18 protein-coding genes are annotated in these 19436 nt (G+C 62.1%); 9 read left to right on the top strand and 9 right to left on the bottom strand.

Features of this window, described 5'->3' with window-relative positions:
• Nucleotides 1-11: 11 nt before the first annotated feature.
• Genes OKW43_RS40955 through OKW43_RS40945 form a run of 3 tightly spaced genes read right to left on the bottom strand, consistent with a single transcriptional unit; the run spans nucleotide 12 to nucleotide 2329 of the window.
• Nucleotides 12-938: a flavin reductase gene (locus tag OKW43_RS40955; protein WP_429454509.1), complete on the bottom strand. Its 927-nt coding sequence runs from the start codon at nucleotides 936-938 to the stop codon at nucleotides 12-14.
• Between the two features lies 1 nt (nucleotide 939).
• Nucleotides 940-1830 carry an alpha/beta fold hydrolase gene (locus OKW43_RS40950; protein ID WP_429454507.1) on the bottom strand — a complete coding sequence of 297 codons (891 nt, stop codon included), beginning with the start codon at nucleotides 1828-1830 and terminating at the stop codon, nucleotides 940-942.
• The gene (locus tag OKW43_RS40945) at nucleotides 1727-2329 is read right to left on the bottom strand and encodes an amino acid synthesis family protein (protein ID WP_187638199.1); all 603 of its coding nucleotides are present in this window, start codon (nucleotides 2327-2329) and stop codon (nucleotides 1727-1729) included. The genes OKW43_RS40950 and OKW43_RS40945 overlap by 104 nt, the downstream gene beginning before the upstream one ends.
• A 271-nt stretch (nucleotides 2330-2600) precedes the next feature.
• Here OKW43_RS40945 and OKW43_RS40940 point away from each other — a divergent pair, with 271 nt between their 5' ends.
• Nucleotides 2601-2894, top strand: a complete 294-nt coding sequence (locus OKW43_RS40940; protein WP_429454504.1) for a DUF1330 domain-containing protein — start codon at nucleotides 2601-2603, stop codon at nucleotides 2892-2894.
• Nucleotides 2895-3132: 238 nt separating this feature from the next.
• On the opposite strand, the gene OKW43_RS40935 is transcribed toward OKW43_RS40940, so the two are convergent.
• Genes OKW43_RS40935 through OKW43_RS40915 form a run of 5 tightly spaced genes read right to left on the bottom strand, consistent with a single transcriptional unit; the run spans nucleotide 3133 to nucleotide 8398 of the window.
• The gene (locus OKW43_RS40935) at nucleotides 3133-4800 is read right to left on the bottom strand and encodes an electron transfer flavoprotein-ubiquinone oxidoreductase (RefSeq protein ID WP_429454502.1); all 1668 of its coding nucleotides are present in this window, start codon (nucleotides 4798-4800) and stop codon (nucleotides 3133-3135) included.
• Nucleotides 4801-4811: 11 nt separating this feature from the next.
• On the bottom strand, nucleotides 4812-5486 hold the full coding sequence (locus OKW43_RS40930; protein ID WP_429454500.1) for a HutD/Ves family protein: 675 nt from the start codon (nucleotides 5484-5486) through the stop codon (nucleotides 4812-4814).
• Nucleotides 5486-6418 (bottom strand): electron transfer flavoprotein subunit alpha/FixB family protein, encoded by a 933-nt coding sequence (locus tag OKW43_RS40925; RefSeq protein ID WP_429454498.1) that lies wholly within the window; start codon nucleotides 6416-6418, stop codon nucleotides 5486-5488. The genes OKW43_RS40930 and OKW43_RS40925 overlap by 1 nt, the downstream gene beginning before the upstream one ends.
• Nucleotides 6415-7188, bottom strand: coding sequence for an electron transfer flavoprotein subunit beta/FixA family protein (locus OKW43_RS40920; protein WP_429454770.1), 774 nt, complete (start codon nucleotides 7186-7188; stop codon nucleotides 6415-6417). Before OKW43_RS40920 ends, OKW43_RS40925 begins: the two co-directional genes overlap by 4 nt.
• Before the next feature lie 22 nt (nucleotides 7189-7210).
• Complete coding sequence (locus OKW43_RS40915; protein WP_429454496.1) at nucleotides 7211-8398, bottom strand: NAD(P)/FAD-dependent oxidoreductase; 1188 nt, start codon at nucleotides 8396-8398, stop codon at nucleotides 7211-7213.
• 202 nt (nucleotides 8399-8600) lie between these two features.
• Here OKW43_RS40915 and OKW43_RS40910 point away from each other — a divergent pair, with 202 nt between their 5' ends.
• Together OKW43_RS40910 and hutG are read left to right on the top strand one after the other, a co-directional pair.
• Nucleotides 8601-9566 (top strand): LysR family transcriptional regulator, encoded by a 966-nt coding sequence (locus OKW43_RS40910; RefSeq protein WP_187638205.1) that lies wholly within the window; start codon nucleotides 8601-8603, stop codon nucleotides 9564-9566.
• A 24-nt stretch (nucleotides 9567-9590) separates the two neighbouring features.
• Nucleotides 9591-10385 (top strand): N-formylglutamate deformylase, encoded by a 795-nt coding sequence (gene hutG, locus OKW43_RS40905; RefSeq protein ID WP_429454494.1) that lies wholly within the window; start codon nucleotides 9591-9593, stop codon nucleotides 10383-10385.
• A gap of 232 nt (nucleotides 10386-10617) precedes the next feature.
• Here the strand turns inward: hutG and OKW43_RS40900 are convergent, their stop codons facing one another.
• Nucleotides 10618-11220, bottom strand: coding sequence for a helix-turn-helix domain-containing protein (locus OKW43_RS40900; protein WP_187638207.1), 603 nt, complete (start codon nucleotides 11218-11220; stop codon nucleotides 10618-10620).
• A gap of 190 nt (nucleotides 11221-11410) precedes the next feature.
• Between OKW43_RS40900 and glnT the strand changes: the two genes are divergently transcribed.
• The 6 genes from glnT to OKW43_RS40870 all read left to right on the top strand — a co-directional run bounded on the left by glnT (nucleotide 11411) and on the right by OKW43_RS40870 (nucleotide 19118).
• Nucleotides 11411-12799: a type III glutamate--ammonia ligase gene (glnT, locus tag OKW43_RS40895; protein ID WP_184063037.1), complete on the top strand. Its 1389-nt coding sequence runs from the start codon at nucleotides 11411-11413 to the stop codon at nucleotides 12797-12799.
• Nucleotides 12800-12810: 11 nt separating this feature from the next.
• The gene (locus OKW43_RS40890; RefSeq protein WP_187638208.1) at nucleotides 12811-13719 is read left to right on the top strand and encodes a class II glutamine amidotransferase; all 909 of its coding nucleotides are present in this window, start codon (nucleotides 12811-12813) and stop codon (nucleotides 13717-13719) included.
• Nucleotides 13707-14396 carry a protein glxC gene (locus OKW43_RS40885; RefSeq protein ID WP_429454491.1) on the top strand — a complete coding sequence of 230 codons (690 nt, stop codon included), beginning with the start codon at nucleotides 13707-13709 and terminating at the stop codon, nucleotides 14394-14396. Before OKW43_RS40890 ends, OKW43_RS40885 begins: the two co-directional genes overlap by 13 nt.
• Before the next feature lie 25 nt (nucleotides 14397-14421).
• Nucleotides 14422-15783 (top strand): FMN-binding glutamate synthase family protein, encoded by a 1362-nt coding sequence (locus tag OKW43_RS40880; protein ID WP_187638210.1) that lies wholly within the window; start codon nucleotides 14422-14424, stop codon nucleotides 15781-15783.
• An 80-nt stretch (nucleotides 15784-15863) separates the two neighbouring features.
• Entirely contained in the window at nucleotides 15864-17300 is a 1437-nt protein-coding gene (locus OKW43_RS40875; protein ID WP_429454488.1) for an APC family permease, read from the top strand.
• Entirely contained in the window at nucleotides 17301-19118 is a 1818-nt protein-coding gene (locus OKW43_RS40870) for a bifunctional protein-serine/threonine kinase/phosphatase (protein ID WP_429454486.1), read from the top strand. It abuts the gene before it with no gap.
• Nucleotides 19119-19436 lie beyond the last annotated feature (318 nt).

Below are 19436 nucleotides of genomic sequence, written 5' to 3'. Positions count from 1 at the left end.
GGGGTAACCTTTCAGGAAAGAAGCGGGCGGACGGTGCCCTGGCTATGGTCGCCGTAGTACATGCCGTAGCTCTTTAACTGGCTCTCCTTGCGGTAGCGTTCGAGCATGCTGGCGACGGCGGCGTCCTGGAACTGATTCGAGCCGATCTCGTCGAGGCTCACGAATTCGCCCGACGCGGCGGCCTCATCGGGCGGCGCACTGCAGAGAAACGAAATGTACTGGTAGTGGGTTTCGGTGTTGTTGTACGCCGAATAGATGAAGCTCGCCGACGCGTCCGGCTGGTACTTCGCGAAGATCTCGGCGAGCGCCTTGTCGGCGCCTTCCTTGCCGATCTCCTTAGAAGGCAGACTCCATTTGTTATCCGCGTTGCGGATGAGGAGCACCTTGTCGTCGCGCGCGATAATCGCGCTCACTACGACCTTCTGACCGGTGATGACTTCGGCCGATACCTTGGCGGGCGTGAAATAGCCGCCACGGTAATAGCCGAGGCCGGCGTAGCCCGCAGAGTGGAACGCCTCGACCTTACCGACGATCAGCGCGTGGTCGCCCGCATCGATCACCGTGTGCGTTATGCAGTCGAACCACGCACTGACGTTGCCGATGAGCGGGTTGTTGTTTGCGCTCAGATGCCAGCTCACGTCGGCGAAGCGATCGTCGCTGGGCCGGGCGAAGGTATTGGACAGATCCTTCTGGTCTTCAGCGAGGACGTTGATGGCGAAGTGGTCGGTCGTGGAAAACGTCTGATAATTGGCCGACGTCTTCGCGATGCTCACCAGCAGCAATGCGGGGTCCAACGAAACGGACGAGAACGAGTTTGCCGTGAAGCCAAGCGGCTTGCCATCTTCTCGTGCCGTGGTCACGATCGTGACACCCGTCATGAAGGCGCCGAATGCATCGCGCAGTTCACGGGTGTTAAGTTTGGCGGTCTCTTGGCTCATATCACACTTCCGATTTCAACGTTTCGGCGAGATGCTCGGTCTGCAGCCAGGCGCGCAGGGCGCGATTGACTTCCTCGGGGGCGGTCAGGTTCACCATATGGCGCTCGTTGCGGATTACGACGGCACGACCGTTGTGGGCGGCTCTGGCCATCTGTTCTGCCATCTCCGGCGTCGAATTCGCATCATCCGAGCCGGTGAGCACGAGAGCAGGGCAGGCAATCGTGTGCCAGCCGTCGGCATAGACTTCATCGCCACTCGCGAAGGCCGTATAGGCCGTGGCGTAACCTGCCAGATCGACGGATTTCAGCCAGGACTCGACCTTTTGCGCCGCGATGCGCTGCGCTTCATCGGCATTGAACCAGCGCTTGAGCGGTGTTTCGATGTCGATGCTTCCCGATCGCAGTTCGGCCGCGCGTTGCAGCACGGCGTCGCGGGCCTCCGTGGTCCGGCGATACACGCCGTTCAGAACGGCTACGCGCCTGACCAGATCAGGCCGGGTGACGGCCACGCCCGCGGCGATCAGCGAACCCATCGAATGACCCGCCAGATTGACGGGGCCTGCGTTCAGTGCTTCGATGAATTCGATGGCCCAATTCACGAATTGCTGCAATCCGGCATTCACGTCCAGCGCGGTGCTCGTGCCGTGCCCGGGCATATCGACCGAAATCACCCTGAATTCGGCCGACAGATCGTCGATCTGCGGGTGCCACGCACGCGCCTGCATGCCCACCCCATGAATCAGGACCAGTGGCTCCCCAGTTCCCTGCTCGAGATAGTGCGCGACGCGATTACTTGACAGATGCAGGATTGTTGAGGTCATTTCCGAGTTCTGCCAGATCTTTGTACCGATCGCCAATGCGGTGATGCGGACGGCCGCCGGTCGCGCCGCCAATTGCGATAACCAGTTCGTCCGGCGCCGGCGCATCGGCGATCGCGAACTGTAGCGTCAGGTAATGCGAACGGCGGCCTTCGTCGTTCTTGTCCATCATCGGGATCAGCAGCGGCGCATTTGCCGGGCCGCGCGTGTTGTTGAAAGCCAGATACGACTTGGCGCCGACGGCCGCGCGATAGATGTTGCCGAAGTGCAGCGTGTGGATCAGCGCGGACGCATGCTCGAGCTCACCGTCGAGGCCGACGATCGCGCTCTTGCCGAACGCCTCGACCGCTTCGCCTGACCCTGCCTCGTCAAGGATGAGCTTCGTGAGGTGCTCGCTGAGTTGCGGCGCGATCGCGCGAATCTCGGGCGACAGATCTTCGACATAGCCTCGGCCTGCCCACGGGTTTTTGATGACGGCCGCCGCGCCGATCATCTTCAGCGGCTTCGCGGCGGCTTTGTCGCCATCCACGAAGACCGTCTCGACATGGAGAATAGATTTGCGAATCAGGCTCATAGCAAGGTGTCCCAAGGTCAGTTGTTGATGTAAAGCATTGTGGTATGCCATAGTACGGCGTACCATGAGTGTTAACCCTATCGCACGGATGGCGGCCCAGAAAATGGGCGGTTGTGGCCTGTACGATGGGAAAGCATCGCCCGCCGCTTAGGACGTGAATTGCACTCGTGTGAGGGGCAATGTGCGCTGACGATCGCCGCGCGAGGGCTCCGGCGGTGTCGACGTCGGCGTGTCAGCCGAAATCGGCTAATCAATTTTTGAAGGCTGAAAAATGACTGCTTACTGGATCGCCCATGTCACCGTGCTCGACCCGGTGAAATACAAGGGCTACACCGACATCGCACCGCTGGCATTCAAGAAATTCGGGGCGGTTTTCCTGGCGCGGGGAGGCGCGTCGAAAGTGCTCGAAGGGGAGTCGTTCGAGCGCCACGTGGTTATCCAGTTCAGCGACATGCAAACAGCGCTGGATTGCTACAATTCACCCGAATATCAGTCGGCCAAGCAGGCGCGAGATGGACACTGCATCGCGCAAGTGTCGATTGTCGAGGGCTTAGACGGCGGATAGGCTTGCGGGGGTCCGTATTGCGCAAGCGAGATCATGAAGTTCTAGTGCCGTTCAAGAGGCTGCTTTGGTGTTTATGTCAGTCACTGCCTGCGGCCGTCGGCGCGAACCGCTTACTCTGGTTTCTCTGTAATACGTTGAAAAGGGCCCCGTGCCATGGTTGGTGGCAAATGCTTGTTGATTCGTCAGTATTTGCGAGAAAGCGGCTTCAAAGTTGAAGCCGATATCTAATTTGACATGGTCACATGTTCGAGTAATTGGGGCCGCCGCCACCTTCCGGTACGACCCACACGATGTTCTGTGTCGGGTCCTTGATGTCGCAGGTCTTGCAGTGCACGCAGTTCTGCGCGTTGATCTGCAAGCGGTCTTCGTTTTGCTCGTTCTTCACGAACTCGTAGACACCCGCCGGGCAGAAGCGTGACTCCGGCCCCGCGTAGGTCTGCCAGTTCACGTTCACCGGCACCGACGGATCTTTCAGCGTCAGGTGCACCGGCTGGTTTTCTTCGTGATTGGTGTTCGAGATGAACACCGAGGACAACCGGTCGAACGTGAGCTTGCCATCCGGTTTCGGATACGTGATCGGCTTGCACTGCGACGCCGGCTTGAGCATTTCGTGATCCGAATGCTGGTGATGCAGCGTCCACAGCACGTTGCCGCCCAGCAGCTTCTGCTCGATGCCGACCATCAGCGTGCCCAGATACAGGCCCTTGCTCATCCACTGCTTGAAATTGCGCGCGCGATGCAGTTCGGTGTGCAGCCACGACGTCTTGAACGCTTCCGGGTACGCGCTCAGCTCGTCCGACTGGCGGCCGGCCTGCACGGCGTCGAACGCGGCATCGGCCGCGAGCATGCCGGTCTTGATCGCCGCATGCGAACCCTTGATGCGCGATGCGTTCAGGAAGCCCGCATCGTCGCCGACCAGCGCACCGCCCGGGAACACCAGCTTCGGCAGCGACATCAGGCCGCCTGCGGTAATCGCCCGCGCGCCGTACGACACGCGTTTGCCGCCTTCGAGAATCGCGCGGATCGCCGGATGCGTCTTGTAGCGCTGGAACTCCTCGAACGGCGACAGATACGGATTCGTGTAGCCGAGGCCGACCACGAAGCCCACCACAACCTGGTTGTTGTCCATGTGGTAGAGGAACGAGCCGCCGTAGGTGTCGTTTTCGAGCGGCCAGCCGGCCGTGTGCATCACCAGACCCGGCTTGTGCTTCGCGGGATCGATTTCCCACAACTCCTTGATGCCGAGGCCATAGACCTGTGGATCGGCGCCGTCGCGCAGCTTGAACCGGTCGTTAAGCTGACGGCCGAGGTGGCCGCGCGCGCCTTCGCAGAACAGCGTGTACTTCGCGTGCAGTTCCATGCCGAGCTGGAAGTTCCCGGTCGGCTCACCGTCTTTGCCGATGCCGAGGTTGCCGGTCGCGACACCCTTGACCGAGCCGTCGTCGTTGTACAGCACTTCAGCGGCGGGAAAGCCGGGAAAGATTTCGACGCCGAGCGCCTCGGCCTGCTGACCCAGCCAGCGCGTCACGTTCGCGAGGCTGATCACGTAGTTGCCGTGGTTCTTGAAATTGTCCGGCAGCGCCCAGGTCGGCACGCTCTTGGAGCCGGTCTCCGACAGGAACAGGAAGCGGTCCTCGGTCACGTCGACCGTCAGCGGCGCGCCTTTTTCCTTCCAGTCAGGAATCAGTTCATTCAACGCACGCGGATCCATCACGGCGCCCGACAGGATATGCGCCCCGATCTCCGAGCCTTTTTCCAGTACGCACACGCCAAGCTCGACGGCCTTGTCAGCCGCCAGCTGCTTCAGGCGGATCGCCGCGGACAGGCCAGCCGGGCCGCCGCCGACGATCACCACGTCGTATTCCATCGACTCGCGCGGGCCGTACTGCTCTCTCAGGTTCTGCATGCTTGCGTTCTTCATTGCGCGAGAGGCTGGACGATCGGTTCGATCGCAATCGACACCAGCTTCGCGCCGGGGCCGACATGATGCAGATCCAGCTCCTCGTCGCGGCCTTCTATCCAGATGCCGCGCATCGGCGAGAGCGTGACATTCTTCAGCAACGTACTCGACAGGCTCCATTGTCCGGAGAGACTGATCAACAGTTGCACGCTTGCTGGCGTGATCCGCAGCGCGTTCGTCGCTACACTGACTTTCGCGCGGCACGCTTCGCGCCGGGCCATCACGTTGAGTACCTGAACGGGCTTCGCCGGCAAGCTGACCCATACATGCAGGTCGCCGGAGAACTGCACAGGCTGGCCGGTTCGCGCGAGCAGTTGGCCATCCTGCGAATGCAGATCGACTGTGCCGTCGTCAATCAGCAGCAGCGTGCGTTCGAAGCCTGGGAATTGCGAAAACCGAGCAGCGCCCTTGAGGTCCGCCAGACTCACGCGCCAGTCGGCTACGCCCGCCGGATTCGCACCACGAGCGAGGGTGCGGGTCGTACCGCCGCCGTTGACCCATGGTTCGGGCGAGACCGACGTGCAGTCGAGAAAGCGGACCGACGGCAGGTTCTCGTCGGCACGATGCGTTTTCAGATGACCCAGCGCTTCGCCGCTATCGCGCGAGATGGGGTTCGGAAGGTCGAGTTCCATCACGCTGCCCTTGCGCCCGCGTGGGCTTCGAGCTCACTTAACACATCGAACAGATCGCCGACGATGCCGTAATCTGCCACCGAAAAAATCGGCGCGTCCGGATCCCTGTTGACGGCGACGATCACCTTCGAATCCTTCATGCCGGCCAGATGCTGGATCGCGCCGGAGATGCCGAATGCGAAATACACGTCGGGTGCGACGGTTTTGCCGGTCTGTCCCACTTGCGTGGCGTTCGGCGCATAACCCGCATCCACGGCGGCTCGCGATGCGCCGAGTGCGGCACCTATGCGATCGGCGAACTCGCCGAGACGGACCATGTTGTCTTTCGATGCCAGTCCGCGGCCGCCCGAGATGACGACACGTGCCGTGCTCAGATCGCGTCCGGATTGTCCGGGTGCCTGACGCTCCAGTAGTTTCGTTTTCTTGAACGCGGCGACCGGTTCCGTTTCGACAATCGCGGCGGCACCGCCCGATGCCTGCGCCGCAACGAAAGATGAGGTGCGTACCGTGGCAAACGTCACGCGCACTGTGACCGATACTTTGGCGATGACGCTGCCCGCATAAAGACCTCGCGTGAAGCGGCCTTGCGCGTCGATGCCTGTCACGTCCGCGAGAAACGCGCCATCGGTTAGTGCGGCGGCACGCGGCAACGCACTGCGGCCGAGATTGCGGTGACTCGCGACGATCAGCGTGTAATCGTGAGAGACGGCCTGAAGCTGCATGCCGAGCGTTTCGGGTACCTGAACATGAGCCACATCGCCCGTGATGGCGAGCACGCGCTCCACGCCGGTGATGCTGGCCGCAGCGTGGGCGCCTGCTGCCGGTATCAGGACGTCGACCGGCAAACCACGTTGCAACGCCGCAGTGACGGCGCGCCGCGTCGATTCCGCGAGTTCGCCATGCTCCCATTCCGCTACCACGAGGCTTCTCATACCGGTGCTCCCAGGTTGTCCAACGGACGTTGTGCGGCGAGCGCATCCAGCAGCGCGGCGGTATTCGCGACCTTGATGCCGCCCTCGCGCACAGGCGGGTCTCGCAGTTCGACGATCGTCGTGCTCGGCGTCAGATCGACGCCGAGCGATGCGCCGTCGATCGTCACAAGCGGTTTTTGCTTCGCCTTGACGATGCTCGGCAGCGTGACGCGACGCGGCTCGGCCAGACGCAAGTCCGCGCTGATAACACTCGGACCGTCCAGTTCCCACACGGATGTGCCGCCGTCATCGCCACACGTCACCTGCCAGTGAGCGTCGCGTGCGGACAACGCGCTTGCGTTCAGCGCCTGGGACCAGCCAAGCAACGCCGCGAGCATGGCGGCGACGCCGCCAATGTCGTTGTCGATTGCCTGCTTGCCGCATAGGACGAGGCCGAAGTCGCTCGTTGCCATGTACGCGCGCAGCAAGCGCGCGACGGCCAGCGAGTCCACGCTGGCGCTGGCGGCGCCGGTGTCGATCAGCACGGCGTCGTCGGCGCCCATCGCGAGGGCGGTGCGCAACACGTCCTGGCTGGTGGACTGGCCGCACGTCACCACCGTTACCTGGGAGGCCACGCCTGCCTCCCTGAGTTGCAGCGCCTTTTCGACCGCGCATTCGTCGAAGGGGTTGAGCGACATCTTCAAACCGGTTGTGTCGATCGCGCCGCTCGTGCTGACCCGCACGCGCACGTTGGCATCGACGACCCGTTTGACGGGAACGAGAATTCGGATGGTCATGTGGATAGGCTCCGGATCAGGACACGGCGCCCGCGCCGTATTTGCCGACGAGCAGCGCACCGCTCGCAAACCGGCTCAACGCATAGGGGGCCAGCGAAACGTCAGTGGGCTGCCCAAGTGCATGCTGCGCGAGAATCTTACCGACCCCCGGCGACAGCTTGAAACCGTGTCCCGAGAAACCGAATCCCACCACCAGTCCTTCGATATCGCTAACTGAGCCGAGCACCGGATTCCAGTCGGGCGTGACGTCGTACACACCCGTCCATGACGACGCCAGACCTGCGGTCTCATAAGCGGGAAAGCGTTCGGCGACTTGCGCTCCGACTTCGCCGACGTAATCGAGCGAGATATCGCCTTGCTCGGTCTCCGGCGCATTCAACGTTTCGCCGACCACGCCTTCGGACACGAGCATCTGGCTGCCGCCATAGCTGCGGTAGTAAAGCATCCCGGCTGAGCCAAGATCCTTGAACGCGGGCATCTTGAACGAATAGGCGGCTGTGTCGCACTCCAGCGCGAGCACGGTATGACGTTCAGGCTTCACAGGCAAATCCACGTCCAGCCAGCCGGCCATCTCCGGTGTCCAGATGTTCTGCGTGCTGATCAGCGTGCCGCAACTGAACGAGCCCGCCGTCGTCTCCACGCCGACTACCTTGCGTCCCTCGCGCAAAACGCCGGTGACGCTCACGCCCTCCATGATCTTGACGCCTTGCCGGCGCGCCGCGCGAGCGAAGCTGGTCGCAACCAGATACGCGTCGGCGAAGCCCGCTTCGGGCTCGTAGCCGATCAACGCGGCGTCGTCGAATTGCGCGATCGGCAGGCGTTCGCGCGCCTCGGCCCGGTCGAGCAGTTGGACCTCGATACCCATGTCCTGCTGTGCGGTCAACGACGCGCGCAGCGGATCGATCTTGCCGCCGTCCGGTGCGCAAATCATGTAGCCGCATTTGACGAGACCGCACGACGCTTCGTCGTCGCCAACATATTCGGCGAAATTGTTGAAAGCCCACCACGACGAGCGGGCCAGTTCGACGTTCTGTTTCACCGAATAATGGGTGCGCAACAGACCGGACGACTGTGACGTCGTGCCCGCGCCAATGGTGCTGCGTTCAAGCACAAGCACGCTTTTCGCGCCGAGCGCGGCCAGATGATGGGCTACCGAGGCTCCGATTACACCGGCTCCGATCACAACAAAATCGTAATGGCTCATGTGAACCTCTGCGTTGAAGATGGAGCCGATTCTAGGCAGCCGAATCCCACGGGACTTTTGTATTAGGCAAACTTATGGTGCAGACCGTGGATTGCTCATGGTCGGCAAGTGCCGGCAGAAAAAAAGCATCATGCGGGCTCTTCCGTGACGAAAGAGGGCAAGAAGGCGAAAGGCGCCAGACGCGATAACCAGCGGAGTTTTCATGCGACGAACTCAACCTCCCATCGACCTGCGCGCGTTGCAGGCTTTCATCGCAGTCTGCGAGGCGGGCTCCATGACGGGCGCGGCGAAGCAGTTGGGCGTAAGCCAGAGCGCGATCAGCCAGGCCATTGGCGCGCTGGAGCGCGATCAGGGCGTCGATCTGTTCGATCGCGAAAGCCGGCCGCCACGCCCCAATATCGCTGGACGCGCATTGCTGGAACTGGCCGGTCCGTTGATCGAACATGCGCAGATGGTGAGCGCGCGCGTCGGCGATGCGTCGCATGCAGGCAAACTGCCGGTGCGGCTCGGGTGTGTGGATTCGTTCGCGGCCACCGTGGGGCCCGAACTGATCCGGGCGGTATCGGGCTCGGCGCGGCAGATTTCGCTCTGGTCTGGTCTGACGCCGGGCCTCAGCAAGCAGTTGCACGACCGTGAACTGGACGTGGCGATCTGCACGCAGACGTTATTGAGCGACGCACGGATTGTCGAAGTCCCGCTGTTTTCGGAAGCCTTCGTGGCCGTCGTGGCGCGACGTTATCTCGATCAGCGCAAGAACGTCGACTGGCGCACGCTCGCACTGGAATTGCCGCTGATCCGCTATACGGCGCGCTCCGTGATCGGCCAGCAGGTTGAGCGGTTCGCGCGGCATCTTGGCATAGAGAGCGCGCGGCGCTATGAATTCGACGCGACCGATCCGCTATTGAGTCTCGTGGCCGCAGGGCTCGGATTTGCCATTTCGACGCCGCTCTGTTTGTGGCAGGCGCGTCATTATCTCGACGACATTGCCGTATTGCCGCTGCCCGATAGCCGTCTTGGGCGTCGTGATTTTTTTCTGTTGCATCGTCAGGGTGAATGGGACGATTTCGCGTCGGAGATCATCACACTCACACGTGGCGTGCTCGATCACAGCATCTGGCCGGCGCTGGCCCGCGTATTGCCGCATTTGCCCGATGGCGCGCTGCGCTGAGAAAAAAATTTAAAGGAGTCAACGATGAGTGAGCTTTACAAGCTGCATATCGGCGATGGGCCGTTGCTGATTTCGATTCCGCATCTCGGCACGGAGATTCCGTCGTCGCTGAAGCATGGGTATTCGGAGGTGGCACTGAGTGTGGCGGACACCGACTGGCATCTCGACCGTCTCTACGACTTTGCGAAAGCGCTGGGCGCGACTTTGCTGGGCGCGCGCGTTTCCCGCTACGTGATCGATCTGAACCGGCCGCCGAACGACGAGAGTCTGTACCCCGGCCAAACGACGACGGGCCTTTGTCCAACGGAAACGTTTCGGGGCGAAGCGGTTTACCGGCCCGGTCAGGAACCCGATCAGGCGGAGAAGCAACGCCGCGTGGCTGCCTATTGGCAGCCATACCACACGGCATTGCAAGCGGAGTTGGCGAGGCTGCGCGAGCGGCATCCGAATGTACTGTTATGGGAAGCACATTCGATCGCGAGCGTGCTGCCGCGCCTTTTCGACGCGAAGTTGCCGGATCTCAATCTTGGGACGCAAGACGGCCGCACCGCAAACGCGCTCGTGCAAAACGCAGCCGAACGAGCCGCTGCGGACAGCGCCTACACGTGGGTCGCGAACGGCCGCTTCAAGGGTGGTTATATCACGCGTCACTATGGCGAACCCGAGCGCGGTATTCACGCGGTTCAGCTTGAAATGTGTCAGTGCATCTACATGAATGAAGACGCGCCGTTCTCCTATCACGACGCACGCGCAGCGGTTCTTCAACCCACGCTACAGCGCATGGTGGGCGGCGCGCTGAATGCGCTCGAGCACCTGTGACCACTTTGTATAAGTAATACTGTTGATGTATCTGAACCCGAGGTGCCGTTCCTGTGCAGCGAGGCACCGCGCAGGTCGGTAAACCGCACTGCTTTGACGCGGTGAGGATCCGCGGAAGTCACCCGTTTCATGCCGTCGGTTCGCCCAAAGTGTTTCCCAGCATGAATCTTATGTTCCCATTGGTAATCATGGCATGGAGGTTGCGTAAGAAGTAGCGGCGAATGAAGGCGCATCAGTCCCGGTCACCTTCGCCGTACACGAAGATGGACAGGAACTGGATCGGCATTTCGATCAGCCGCTCGGGACCGTGGGGCACGTCGGCCTGGAAGGTGAGGGTGTCGCCGGGATGCAGGATGTAGGTTTGCTGGCCGTGCCGGTACTCGATGACACCCTTGAGCATGTGGATGAACTCGGTGCCCTGGTGTTCGAAGACGGGGAAGGTTTCCGATTCGTCGTCCATCGTGATCAGGAACGGCTCGAACAGTTTTTTGGGGCCTTGGTCGTAGGCAAGCAGGTGATAGGTGTGGCCGCGTTTGGTGCCTTTACGGACCACCTCCATGCCTTCGCCCTTCTTCACGAGTTGGGCGCCGCCTTCGGGAACGTCGAAGCGGCGGAACAGGGTGGACATCGACACACCGAGCGCATTGGCGATCCGGTTGAGCACGTCGAGCCCGGTGGAAGTCTGGGCGTTCTCGATCTTCGAGAGCATGCCGCGGCTGATCCCGGCCTGCTCCGACACCTGGGCGATCGTCAGCCCGTGGCGCTGGCGAAGTTCGCGGATCGTCGCGCCCAGATAGCGTTCGAGCGAGTTTTTGCTGTCTTCGCCGTTTTGCATGGTTGAACCTCGTTGAAAGGCGTGAGGGTAGCAGATAAGAAAGGCCGCATTGCGCCCTGAATGTTTCTTGTTGGGAAATATTGTTGCACAGTAATAAATTTGTATTGATGCTGCGAACAGGCTCGCAGTGGGGTCGTGCAATGGGGCATGACTCGCCAATCAGCCAGCGATGGTGATGCAAGGAGTGACGATGAACCTGAACGATGCGAGCAAGCTGCCGGTCAACGAGTTGGGTAGCGTGCCCCGCTTTGGCTCGGCTGAAGAGGCGCAGGACTACCTCACGCAACGCGGCGTGAAATACGTGCTGGCGCAATTCGTGGATATTCACGGGGTCGCGAAGGCCAAGTCGGTCCCGGTCGCGCATCTGAAGGGCGTACTGAAGGCCGGCGCCGGCTTTGCGGGCTTCGCGATCTGGGGCGTGGGGATCGAGCCGAACGGTCCGGACTACATGGCGGTGGGCGATCTGTCGACGCTCACGCCGGTGCCCTGGCAGGACGGTCTGGCGCGAATCGTCTGCGACGGCCACGTCGATGGGCAGCCGTGGGCATACGACTCGCGCGTCACGCTGAAGAAGCAGGTCGCGCGCATGACGCAACGCGGCTGGACGCTTTTCACCGGACTGGAGCCGGAGTTCTCGCTGCTCAAGCGCTCGGTGACGGGCGCGATCGAACCGTGCGACCCGAGCGATACGCTCGCCAAGCCGTGCTACGACTACAAGGGACTGTCGCGCACGCGCGTCTTCCTGGAAAGGCTCACCGAATCGATGCGCTCGGTCGGCATCGACGTCTATCAGATCGATCACGAAGATGCGAACGGCCAGTTCGAAATCAACTACACGTATACCGATTGCCTGACCTCGTGCGATCACTACGTGTTCTTCAAGATGGCTGCATCCGAGATCGCGAACGAGTTGGGCATGATCTGCTCGTTCATGCCCAAACCCTTCGCGAACCGTCCGGGCAACGGCATGCACATGCATATGTCGATCGGCGACGGCGAACGCAATCTGTTCTCGGACAAAAGCGACAAGCTCGGCATGGGGCTATCCACGCTCGGCTATCAGTTCACTGCGGGACTGCTCGCGCATGCGCCGGCACTCGCCGCGCTATGCAATCCGACCGTCAACTCGTACAAGCGTCTCGTGGTGGGCCGCTCGCTGACGGGCGCGACGTGGGCGCCGGCCTATATCAGCTATGGCGACAACAACCGCTCGACGATGGTGCGCATGCCAGGCGAGCGCATCGAACTGCGTCTGCCCGACGGCGCATGCAATCCGTATCTCGCGACGGCCGCCGTGATCGCGGCGGGTCTCGACGGCGTCGAACGTGAATTGTCGCCGGGTGCACCGGCCAATGAAAACCTCTACGACTGGTCGCCCGCGAAGTTGCGCGAGCACCAGATCGGCATCCTGCCGCAGAACCTCGAACAGGCGCTCGACGCACTCGAAAGTGATCGGCTGATCTGCGATGCGCTCGGCCCCGTCGCCGACGAATTCATCAAGCTCAAACGAATGGAATGGCTCGAGTACATGCGCCATGTTTCGGACTGGGAAATGAAAAGTTATCTGGAATTCTTCTAAGGGGTACAACTATGTGTGGAATTGTAGGCTTGCTGGTCAAGACGCCGGCACTGCGCGCGCAACTCGGTCAATTGATGGTGCCGATGCTGATCGGTATGACCGAGCGCGGCCCAGACTCGGCCGGACTCGCCGTGTTCGGAGGTGCGGTCGGCGAAAGTCAGCGCAAGCTGAGCCTGTATGCGGGCTTTACGGAAGCCGGCGACGGCTTCGACTGGAACGCGCTGCTCGATGCGCTGAACGGCGCGATCGACGTGAATGCGCGGGTGGAGACGAAGGGCAATCACGCGGTGCTGACCGTGAACGGCAATGTTGACGCTGTGAAGGCATGGCTCACCGAGCGTTTTCCGAAGCTGTTCCTGCTGTCCACCGGTCGCTCGATCGATCTGTACAAGGACATCGGCTCGCCTGCCGAGGTTGCGCAGCGTTACGACTTCTCGAAGCTGACCGGCTCGCATCTCGTCGGCCATACGCGGATGGCGACCGAGTCAGCGGTCACGCCCGATCGTGCGCACCCGTTCACGGCCGGCGAAGACTTTTGCCTCGTGCATAACGGCTCGCTGTCGAATGCGCATGGCGTGCGCCGCAAGCTGGAGCCGCAAGGTATCCGCTTCGAGACGGACAACGATACCGAAGCCGCGTGCCGCTTCCTCGAATGGCGGCTGCGCGAAGGCGATGAACTGCCGGTCGCGTTGCAGAAGGGCTTCGAAGAACTCGACGGCTTCTACACGTTCCTGATGGGCACCTCGACCGAACTCGCGCTGATTCGCGATCCGTTCGCGTGCAAACCCGCAGTGGTCGCAGAAAACGACGACTACGTGGCGATCGCTTCCGAGTTCCGCTCGCTCGCGCATTTGCCGGACATCAAAAACGCCAGGGTATTCGAACCCGCACCCGAGGAGATGTATGTATGGAAAGCATGAAGTTCGACCTTGAGGGGTCGTCTGTCCGCGAACTGAACCAGTACCTGCATGGCGCGAAAGAAGCGCTCGAAGGCGTGAAGGTCGACATCGCGTCGCCGAACGGGGCGCACAACATCGCCGTGGGCACCAACGCGCACGCGACGGTCACGGTGCAAGGACACGCCGGTTATTACGTGGGCGGCATGAACCAGCTCGCGACGATCGTCGTCGAGGGCAGCGCGGGCACCGGCGTCGCGGAAAACATGATGAGCGGCAAGGTCCACGTGAAGGGATTTGCATCCAACGGCGCGGGGGCGTCCGCACATGGTGGCCTGCTCGTGATCGACGGCGATGCGGGCTTGCGCTGCGGGATTTCGCTCAAGGGCGGCGACATCGTGGTCGGCGGCTCGGTGGGCAGTTTCTCGGCCTTCATGGCTCAGGCGGGGCGCATGGTGATCTGCGGCGACGCGGGCGATGCCTTGGGCGACTCATTGTACGAAGCCGTGCTTTATGTGCGTGGCGAAGTGAAATCGCTCGGCGCGGACGCGCAGTTCGAACCGATGACACAAGCCGATCTCGACGCCGTACGCGCATTGCTCACCGCCGCCGGCATGGATCACGACCCCGCGTCATTCAGACGGATCGCCTCCGCTCGCACGCTCTATCACTGGAACGCCGACGCGAACCAGGAATATTGAACACACGCTCTCGAAGAAGGTTCCCATGGAAGCCAAACCCGTTCACTTCGCCCGCTTGCAGCAGGAAGAGTCGCAAGGCTACGACCGCAAGACGATCGACTATATCCACGCCGCCGCGCAGCGCGGCCTCTATGAAATTCGTGGTCTGGGAGCGAAACGCCGCGTGCCGCATTTCGACGATCTGCTGTTTCTCGGCGCGTCGCTCTCGCGCTATCCGCTCGAAGGGTATCGCGAGAAATGCACGACGCAAACGGTGCTCGGCACGCGCTTCGCGAAGAAGCCGGTCGTGCTCGATATTCCGATCACGATTGCGGGCATGAGCTTCGGCGCGCTGTCGGCGAACGTGAAAGAAGCCCTCGGCCAGGCGGCTACCGCGATGGGCACATCCACCACGACCGGCGACGGCGGCATGACGCAGGAAGAGCGCCGCTCGTCAAAGACGCTGGTATATCAGTGCCTGCCGTCGCGTTACGGCTGGAATCCCGACGACGTGCGCCGTGCCGATGCGATCGAAGTCGTGATCGGGCAGGGTGCTAAACCGGGCGGCGGCGGCATGCTGCTCGGGCAGAAGGTGAACCCGCGCGTGGCCTCGATGCGCACCCTGCCCGCGGGCGTCGACCAGCGTTCGGCGAGCCGTCATCCGGACTGGACCGGTCCCGACGATCTGGCGATCAAGATTCAGGAATTGCGCGAAATCACCGATTGGGAAAAACCGATCTACGTGAAAGTCGGCGCGACGCGTACGTTCAACGACGTCAAGCTGGCCGTGCACGCCGGGGCGGACGTGGTGGTGATCGACGGCATGCAGGGCGGCACCGCCGCCACCCAGACATGTTTTATCGAGAACGTGGGTATTCCGACGCTGGCCGCGGTTCGTCAGGCCGTGGATGCGCTCGAAGACCTGAACATGAAGGGCACGGTGCAGTTGATCGTGTCGGGCGGCATTCGCTCCGGCGCGGACGTGGCGAAGGCGCTCGCCATGGGCGCCGACGCGGTCGCAATCGGGCAGGGCATGTTGATGGCGCTCGGCTGCAATAGCGATACGTACTTTCAGAACGGCGCGCTGCATCCGGCGACGGCGGACTATGCCGCGCTCGGCACGTCGCCGGGGTTCTGTCATCACTGCCACACCGGCAAATGCCCGGTCGGCGTGACGACGCAGGACGCCATGCTCGAACAGCGCGTGCAGGCGGAAGAAGGATCGCGCCGCGTGCGCAACTACCTGAAGACGCTGAACATGGAGTTGACGACGATCGCGCGGGCCTGCGGCAAGCAGAACGTGCATCACCTGGAGCCCGAGGATCTCGTCGCCCTGACTGTGGAAGCTGCGGCGATGGCGCGCATTCCGCTCGCGGGTACTTCGTGGATTCCCGGATGGACCACATGAATTGAGTTGTTTTGCGTTTTTTGACTGTGGAAGAGTTGAGTGCATTCAACCTTGATTCACCAATCCATCAGGAGCCCAATATGAGCACTCCGCAAAGCACCACACAAGCAGCGCCGGCATCATCGGGTGGCCTGCGTGCCGGTACCTTAGGTTTTCCCGAGGTCATTGGCCAATCCATCGCGAACCTTTCACCAACTTTCACGCCGTCGATCAACGTAACCGCGATCGCGGCGCTGGCCGGTGCGGGGACCTGGTTGATTTATGGTCTTTCGACACTCGGGCTGCTGCTGGTGAGTATGAGCATCATCGCGCTCTCGAGCCGGATCGCGTCGGCGGGTTCGTTCTTTATCTATATCTCGCGCGCGCTTGGGCCGATGGCGGGTGGCATTGCGGGCTGGGGTCTGATTGCGGCTTACGTGGGCACGGCGATGGGGGTTGGCGCCGCGGGCGTCGTGTTCGTGCAGAACGCTTTTACTGCCTGGGGTATCAATGTCCCCTCGTGGGCGGTCTACACGGTCTTTGTCGGCCTCGCCTGGTTCTTCTCGGCACGTGACGTGAAGCTCTCCTCGCGCCTGTCGCTGGCAATCGAAGCCGCTTCGGTGGTGATCGTGGGCGGTGTGCTGATCTATGTGCTCGCACTGCATCCGGACCATATCATCGACCATACGCAATTGGGGCTGCAGGGCGTGAGCGGCAAGGGCATGGCACAGGGCATGGTGCTCGGCATCTTCTCGTACGTGGGTTTCGAGAGCGCGGCCTCGCTCGGCCAGGAAACCAGGAACCCGCTGCGCGTCATTCCGCGTGCGGTGGTCTGGTGCGTGATCCTGTCGGGCCTGTTCTTTATGTTTGTGGCCTATTCGATGACGATCGCCTACCACGACGACGCAGCCAAGCTCGGCGGCGATTCGGCCGTGCTCAGCACTTTGCTCACGAGCGTCGGCGCTTCGCCGCTCGGTCCGGTGTTTTATCTGATTGCCTCGGTCAGCGCGTTCTCGTGCGTGCTTGCGTGCATCAACTCGTCCAGCCGCCTGCTGTATTCGATGGGCCGCTATCAGTTCGTGCACCGCTCGATGGGCATGGTGCATCGCACGCACCAGACACCGTACCTGGCCGTTGCGTTTTCCTCCATCGTGACCTTCGTGGTGTGTATCGCGATGCTCGGCACGGGTCCGCTCAACACCTTCGGCTATACCAGTACGTTTGCGACCTTTGGCTTCCTGGTCGTGTATTTCCTGGTCGCCGTCGCGGCGCCGGTTTACCTGAAGAAGCAGGGCGAGCTCAAGACGAGTAACGTGGTGTGGGGCGTGCTCGGTGCACTGGCGATGGTCGGCGCGGTGATCGGCAGCGTGTATCCGGTGCCCGACTATCCGTATAACATCCTGCCGTATCTGTTCGTTGCGTATATGCTGGTTGGCGCAGTCTGGTTGCTGATGCTCAAGAAGCGCTCGCCGCAGGTGCTCGAAAAGATCGAGCACGATCTGGAAACCAGCGACGTGATGACCCACGGCAAAAAGTAAATGAGTGAACCCTTCTTTCCGGATAGTTTGCCCGCACCCAATACGGGGCGAATGCCGGACGATCCCGAGGGAAGGCTCGTTAGCGGTCGCGGAATGGGCGGCCAGGAAATCGATCTGCAGTTGAGGCCGGAGCGCGGCGAGTGCGCCGCGCTCGCGATTGGTTGTGTTTCTTTCCCTGCCCGTGCCCGCGGGCAGGATCACATCAACGAAGACTACGTCGGTGTGATGCTCGGCGATCTGGCGGAGCGCGCCGCGCGTGGCAGCGTGATCGCTCTTGCCGATGGCGTGAGCGGCAGCAAGGGCGGGCGGGTCGCGGCCGAACTCTCGGTGCGGGCCTTTATCGAAGCCTATTACGGGCTCCCCGACACCTTGCAGCCTGGCGTGGCCGCTGCTCGTTCGCTCGAGGCAATCCACGGCTGGCTGCATCAGATCGGCCGCGTCGACCCTGCACTGAAGCAGATGGCCGCGTCCTTTGCGGCGCTGATCGTGCGGCGCGCTACCGCGTATCTGGTAGCGGCCGGCGATGTGCGGCTCTATCTGCTGCGCGATGGCCAATTGACCCAGCTCGGTGACGACGACGTGGTGCCGGTCGCCTTCGGTTCTTATGTGGCTCACGCGGTCGGCATGCATCCGACGCTGGTGACTCGCATCGAAACTCTTGAACTGCGCGAGGGCGACCGCCTGCTGATGTGCTCCGACGGACTCTATCGCCGCGTGCCGATGCGCGAACTGCAGACGGTGCTGGCGACGCGCGGCGGTGCGCTCGAAACGGCACGCCGGCTCGGCGCGCTGGCAGTGGCGCGCGGCTCACAAGACGACGTGACGAGCGCGGTGCTCGACGTGGGCGGCCTGCCTTTGCTCGATATCGGTTACCTTGAGCGGGTGGTCGGCACCTTGCCGATTCCGGCGGTGCCCGACGCCGGCGAAGTGATCGACGGATATCTGCTCAAGAGCGTGTTGAGCGATGGCCTCTATTCGCGGATTTTCGGCGGCTACGATCTGGCCGATCCGAACACGCCGCTGGCGCTCAAGTTTCCGAAGCCGCGTGTCGAGCAGGACGAGAACGTGCGCCAGTCGATCGTGCGCGAGCGCTGGCTGGCAGGCAAGATCGGCGAAGACGGCGTGCTTGCGCCGATGCCGGTCGATGCCGAGCGGCAAACCAGGCTCTATGTAGTGATGCCGCTCGGCGCAGGCGTCACGCTCGAAAAACTGCTGGCAGCGCCTCAACCCATGGCACTGCCACGTGCGCTCAAGATCGCGCAACAGCTAGGCCGTTCGATCGACGTGCTGAATCGCCGCAATATCTTCCATCGCGATATCAAACCTGAGAACGTGCTGGTGATGCGGGGCGGCAGCACGCGCCTGCTCGATCTCGGTTTCGGTTATATGCCGGGCATGCAATTGCCGGGCCCCGACGCCGCACCGGGCTCGCCCGCTTATATGGCGCCCGAGTTGATGAGGGGCGCACAAGGCGATGCGCGCTCCGAGGTGTTCGCGTACGGCGTGACCCTGTACCGGCTGTTCAGCGGCGGCAAGCTGCCCTACGGCTTCAATGGCCGCATGCCGCTCTATCAATACCGGCCCGACGCGCCGCAATGGCTCGACCTGGTGCTGGAGAAAGCGATGCAGCCCGATCCGGCGCGCAGGTATCAGGACGTGCTCGAAGTCTGCGCCGATCTCGAACGTTTTTCGAGCGGTCGGGATGCGATGGCGCCGGTTCGACGCAAGCCCTTGCTCGAGAGCGATCCGGTGCTGTTCTGGCAGGTCGTGGTAGTGGTGTTGCTGGCGCTGCTGTTGTGGTCCTTGATGCGGCATTGAGCGGCGTTGGTGGTACGGCGCAGCCGCGCTACTCGGCACAAGCCACGCGCTATGGACACGCCGAGGCCCGTGCTGCTGCTGTTCAAGCTGGGATTCGTTGCCCGTGCCGTTCGTGAGATAGTAACGAGAGGGCAGGTCGAACGGGCAATGAACATCGCGTAAGCACGAGAACCAAGAGGTCAGAATGACCGGGCAGATCAGTGTCGTGTCGCACAGGAGTTGCCCGGATATTACGACCAGGTCGAAGGTTTTTTCCGGCGGCAAGGGGCGTGTGCGCGTTTCAAGGATTTTCTGGAGCGTGAAGGCGCTCTCGAGCGC

The sequence above is a fragment of the Paraburkholderia sp. WC7.3g genome (assembly GCF_050436345.1).
Lineage (GTDB): Bacteria > Pseudomonadota > Gammaproteobacteria > Burkholderiales > Burkholderiaceae > Paraburkholderia > Paraburkholderia podalyriae.
Note: the sequence above shows the minus strand (reverse complement) of the source record. Positions and strands in the feature narration are given on the sequence as shown.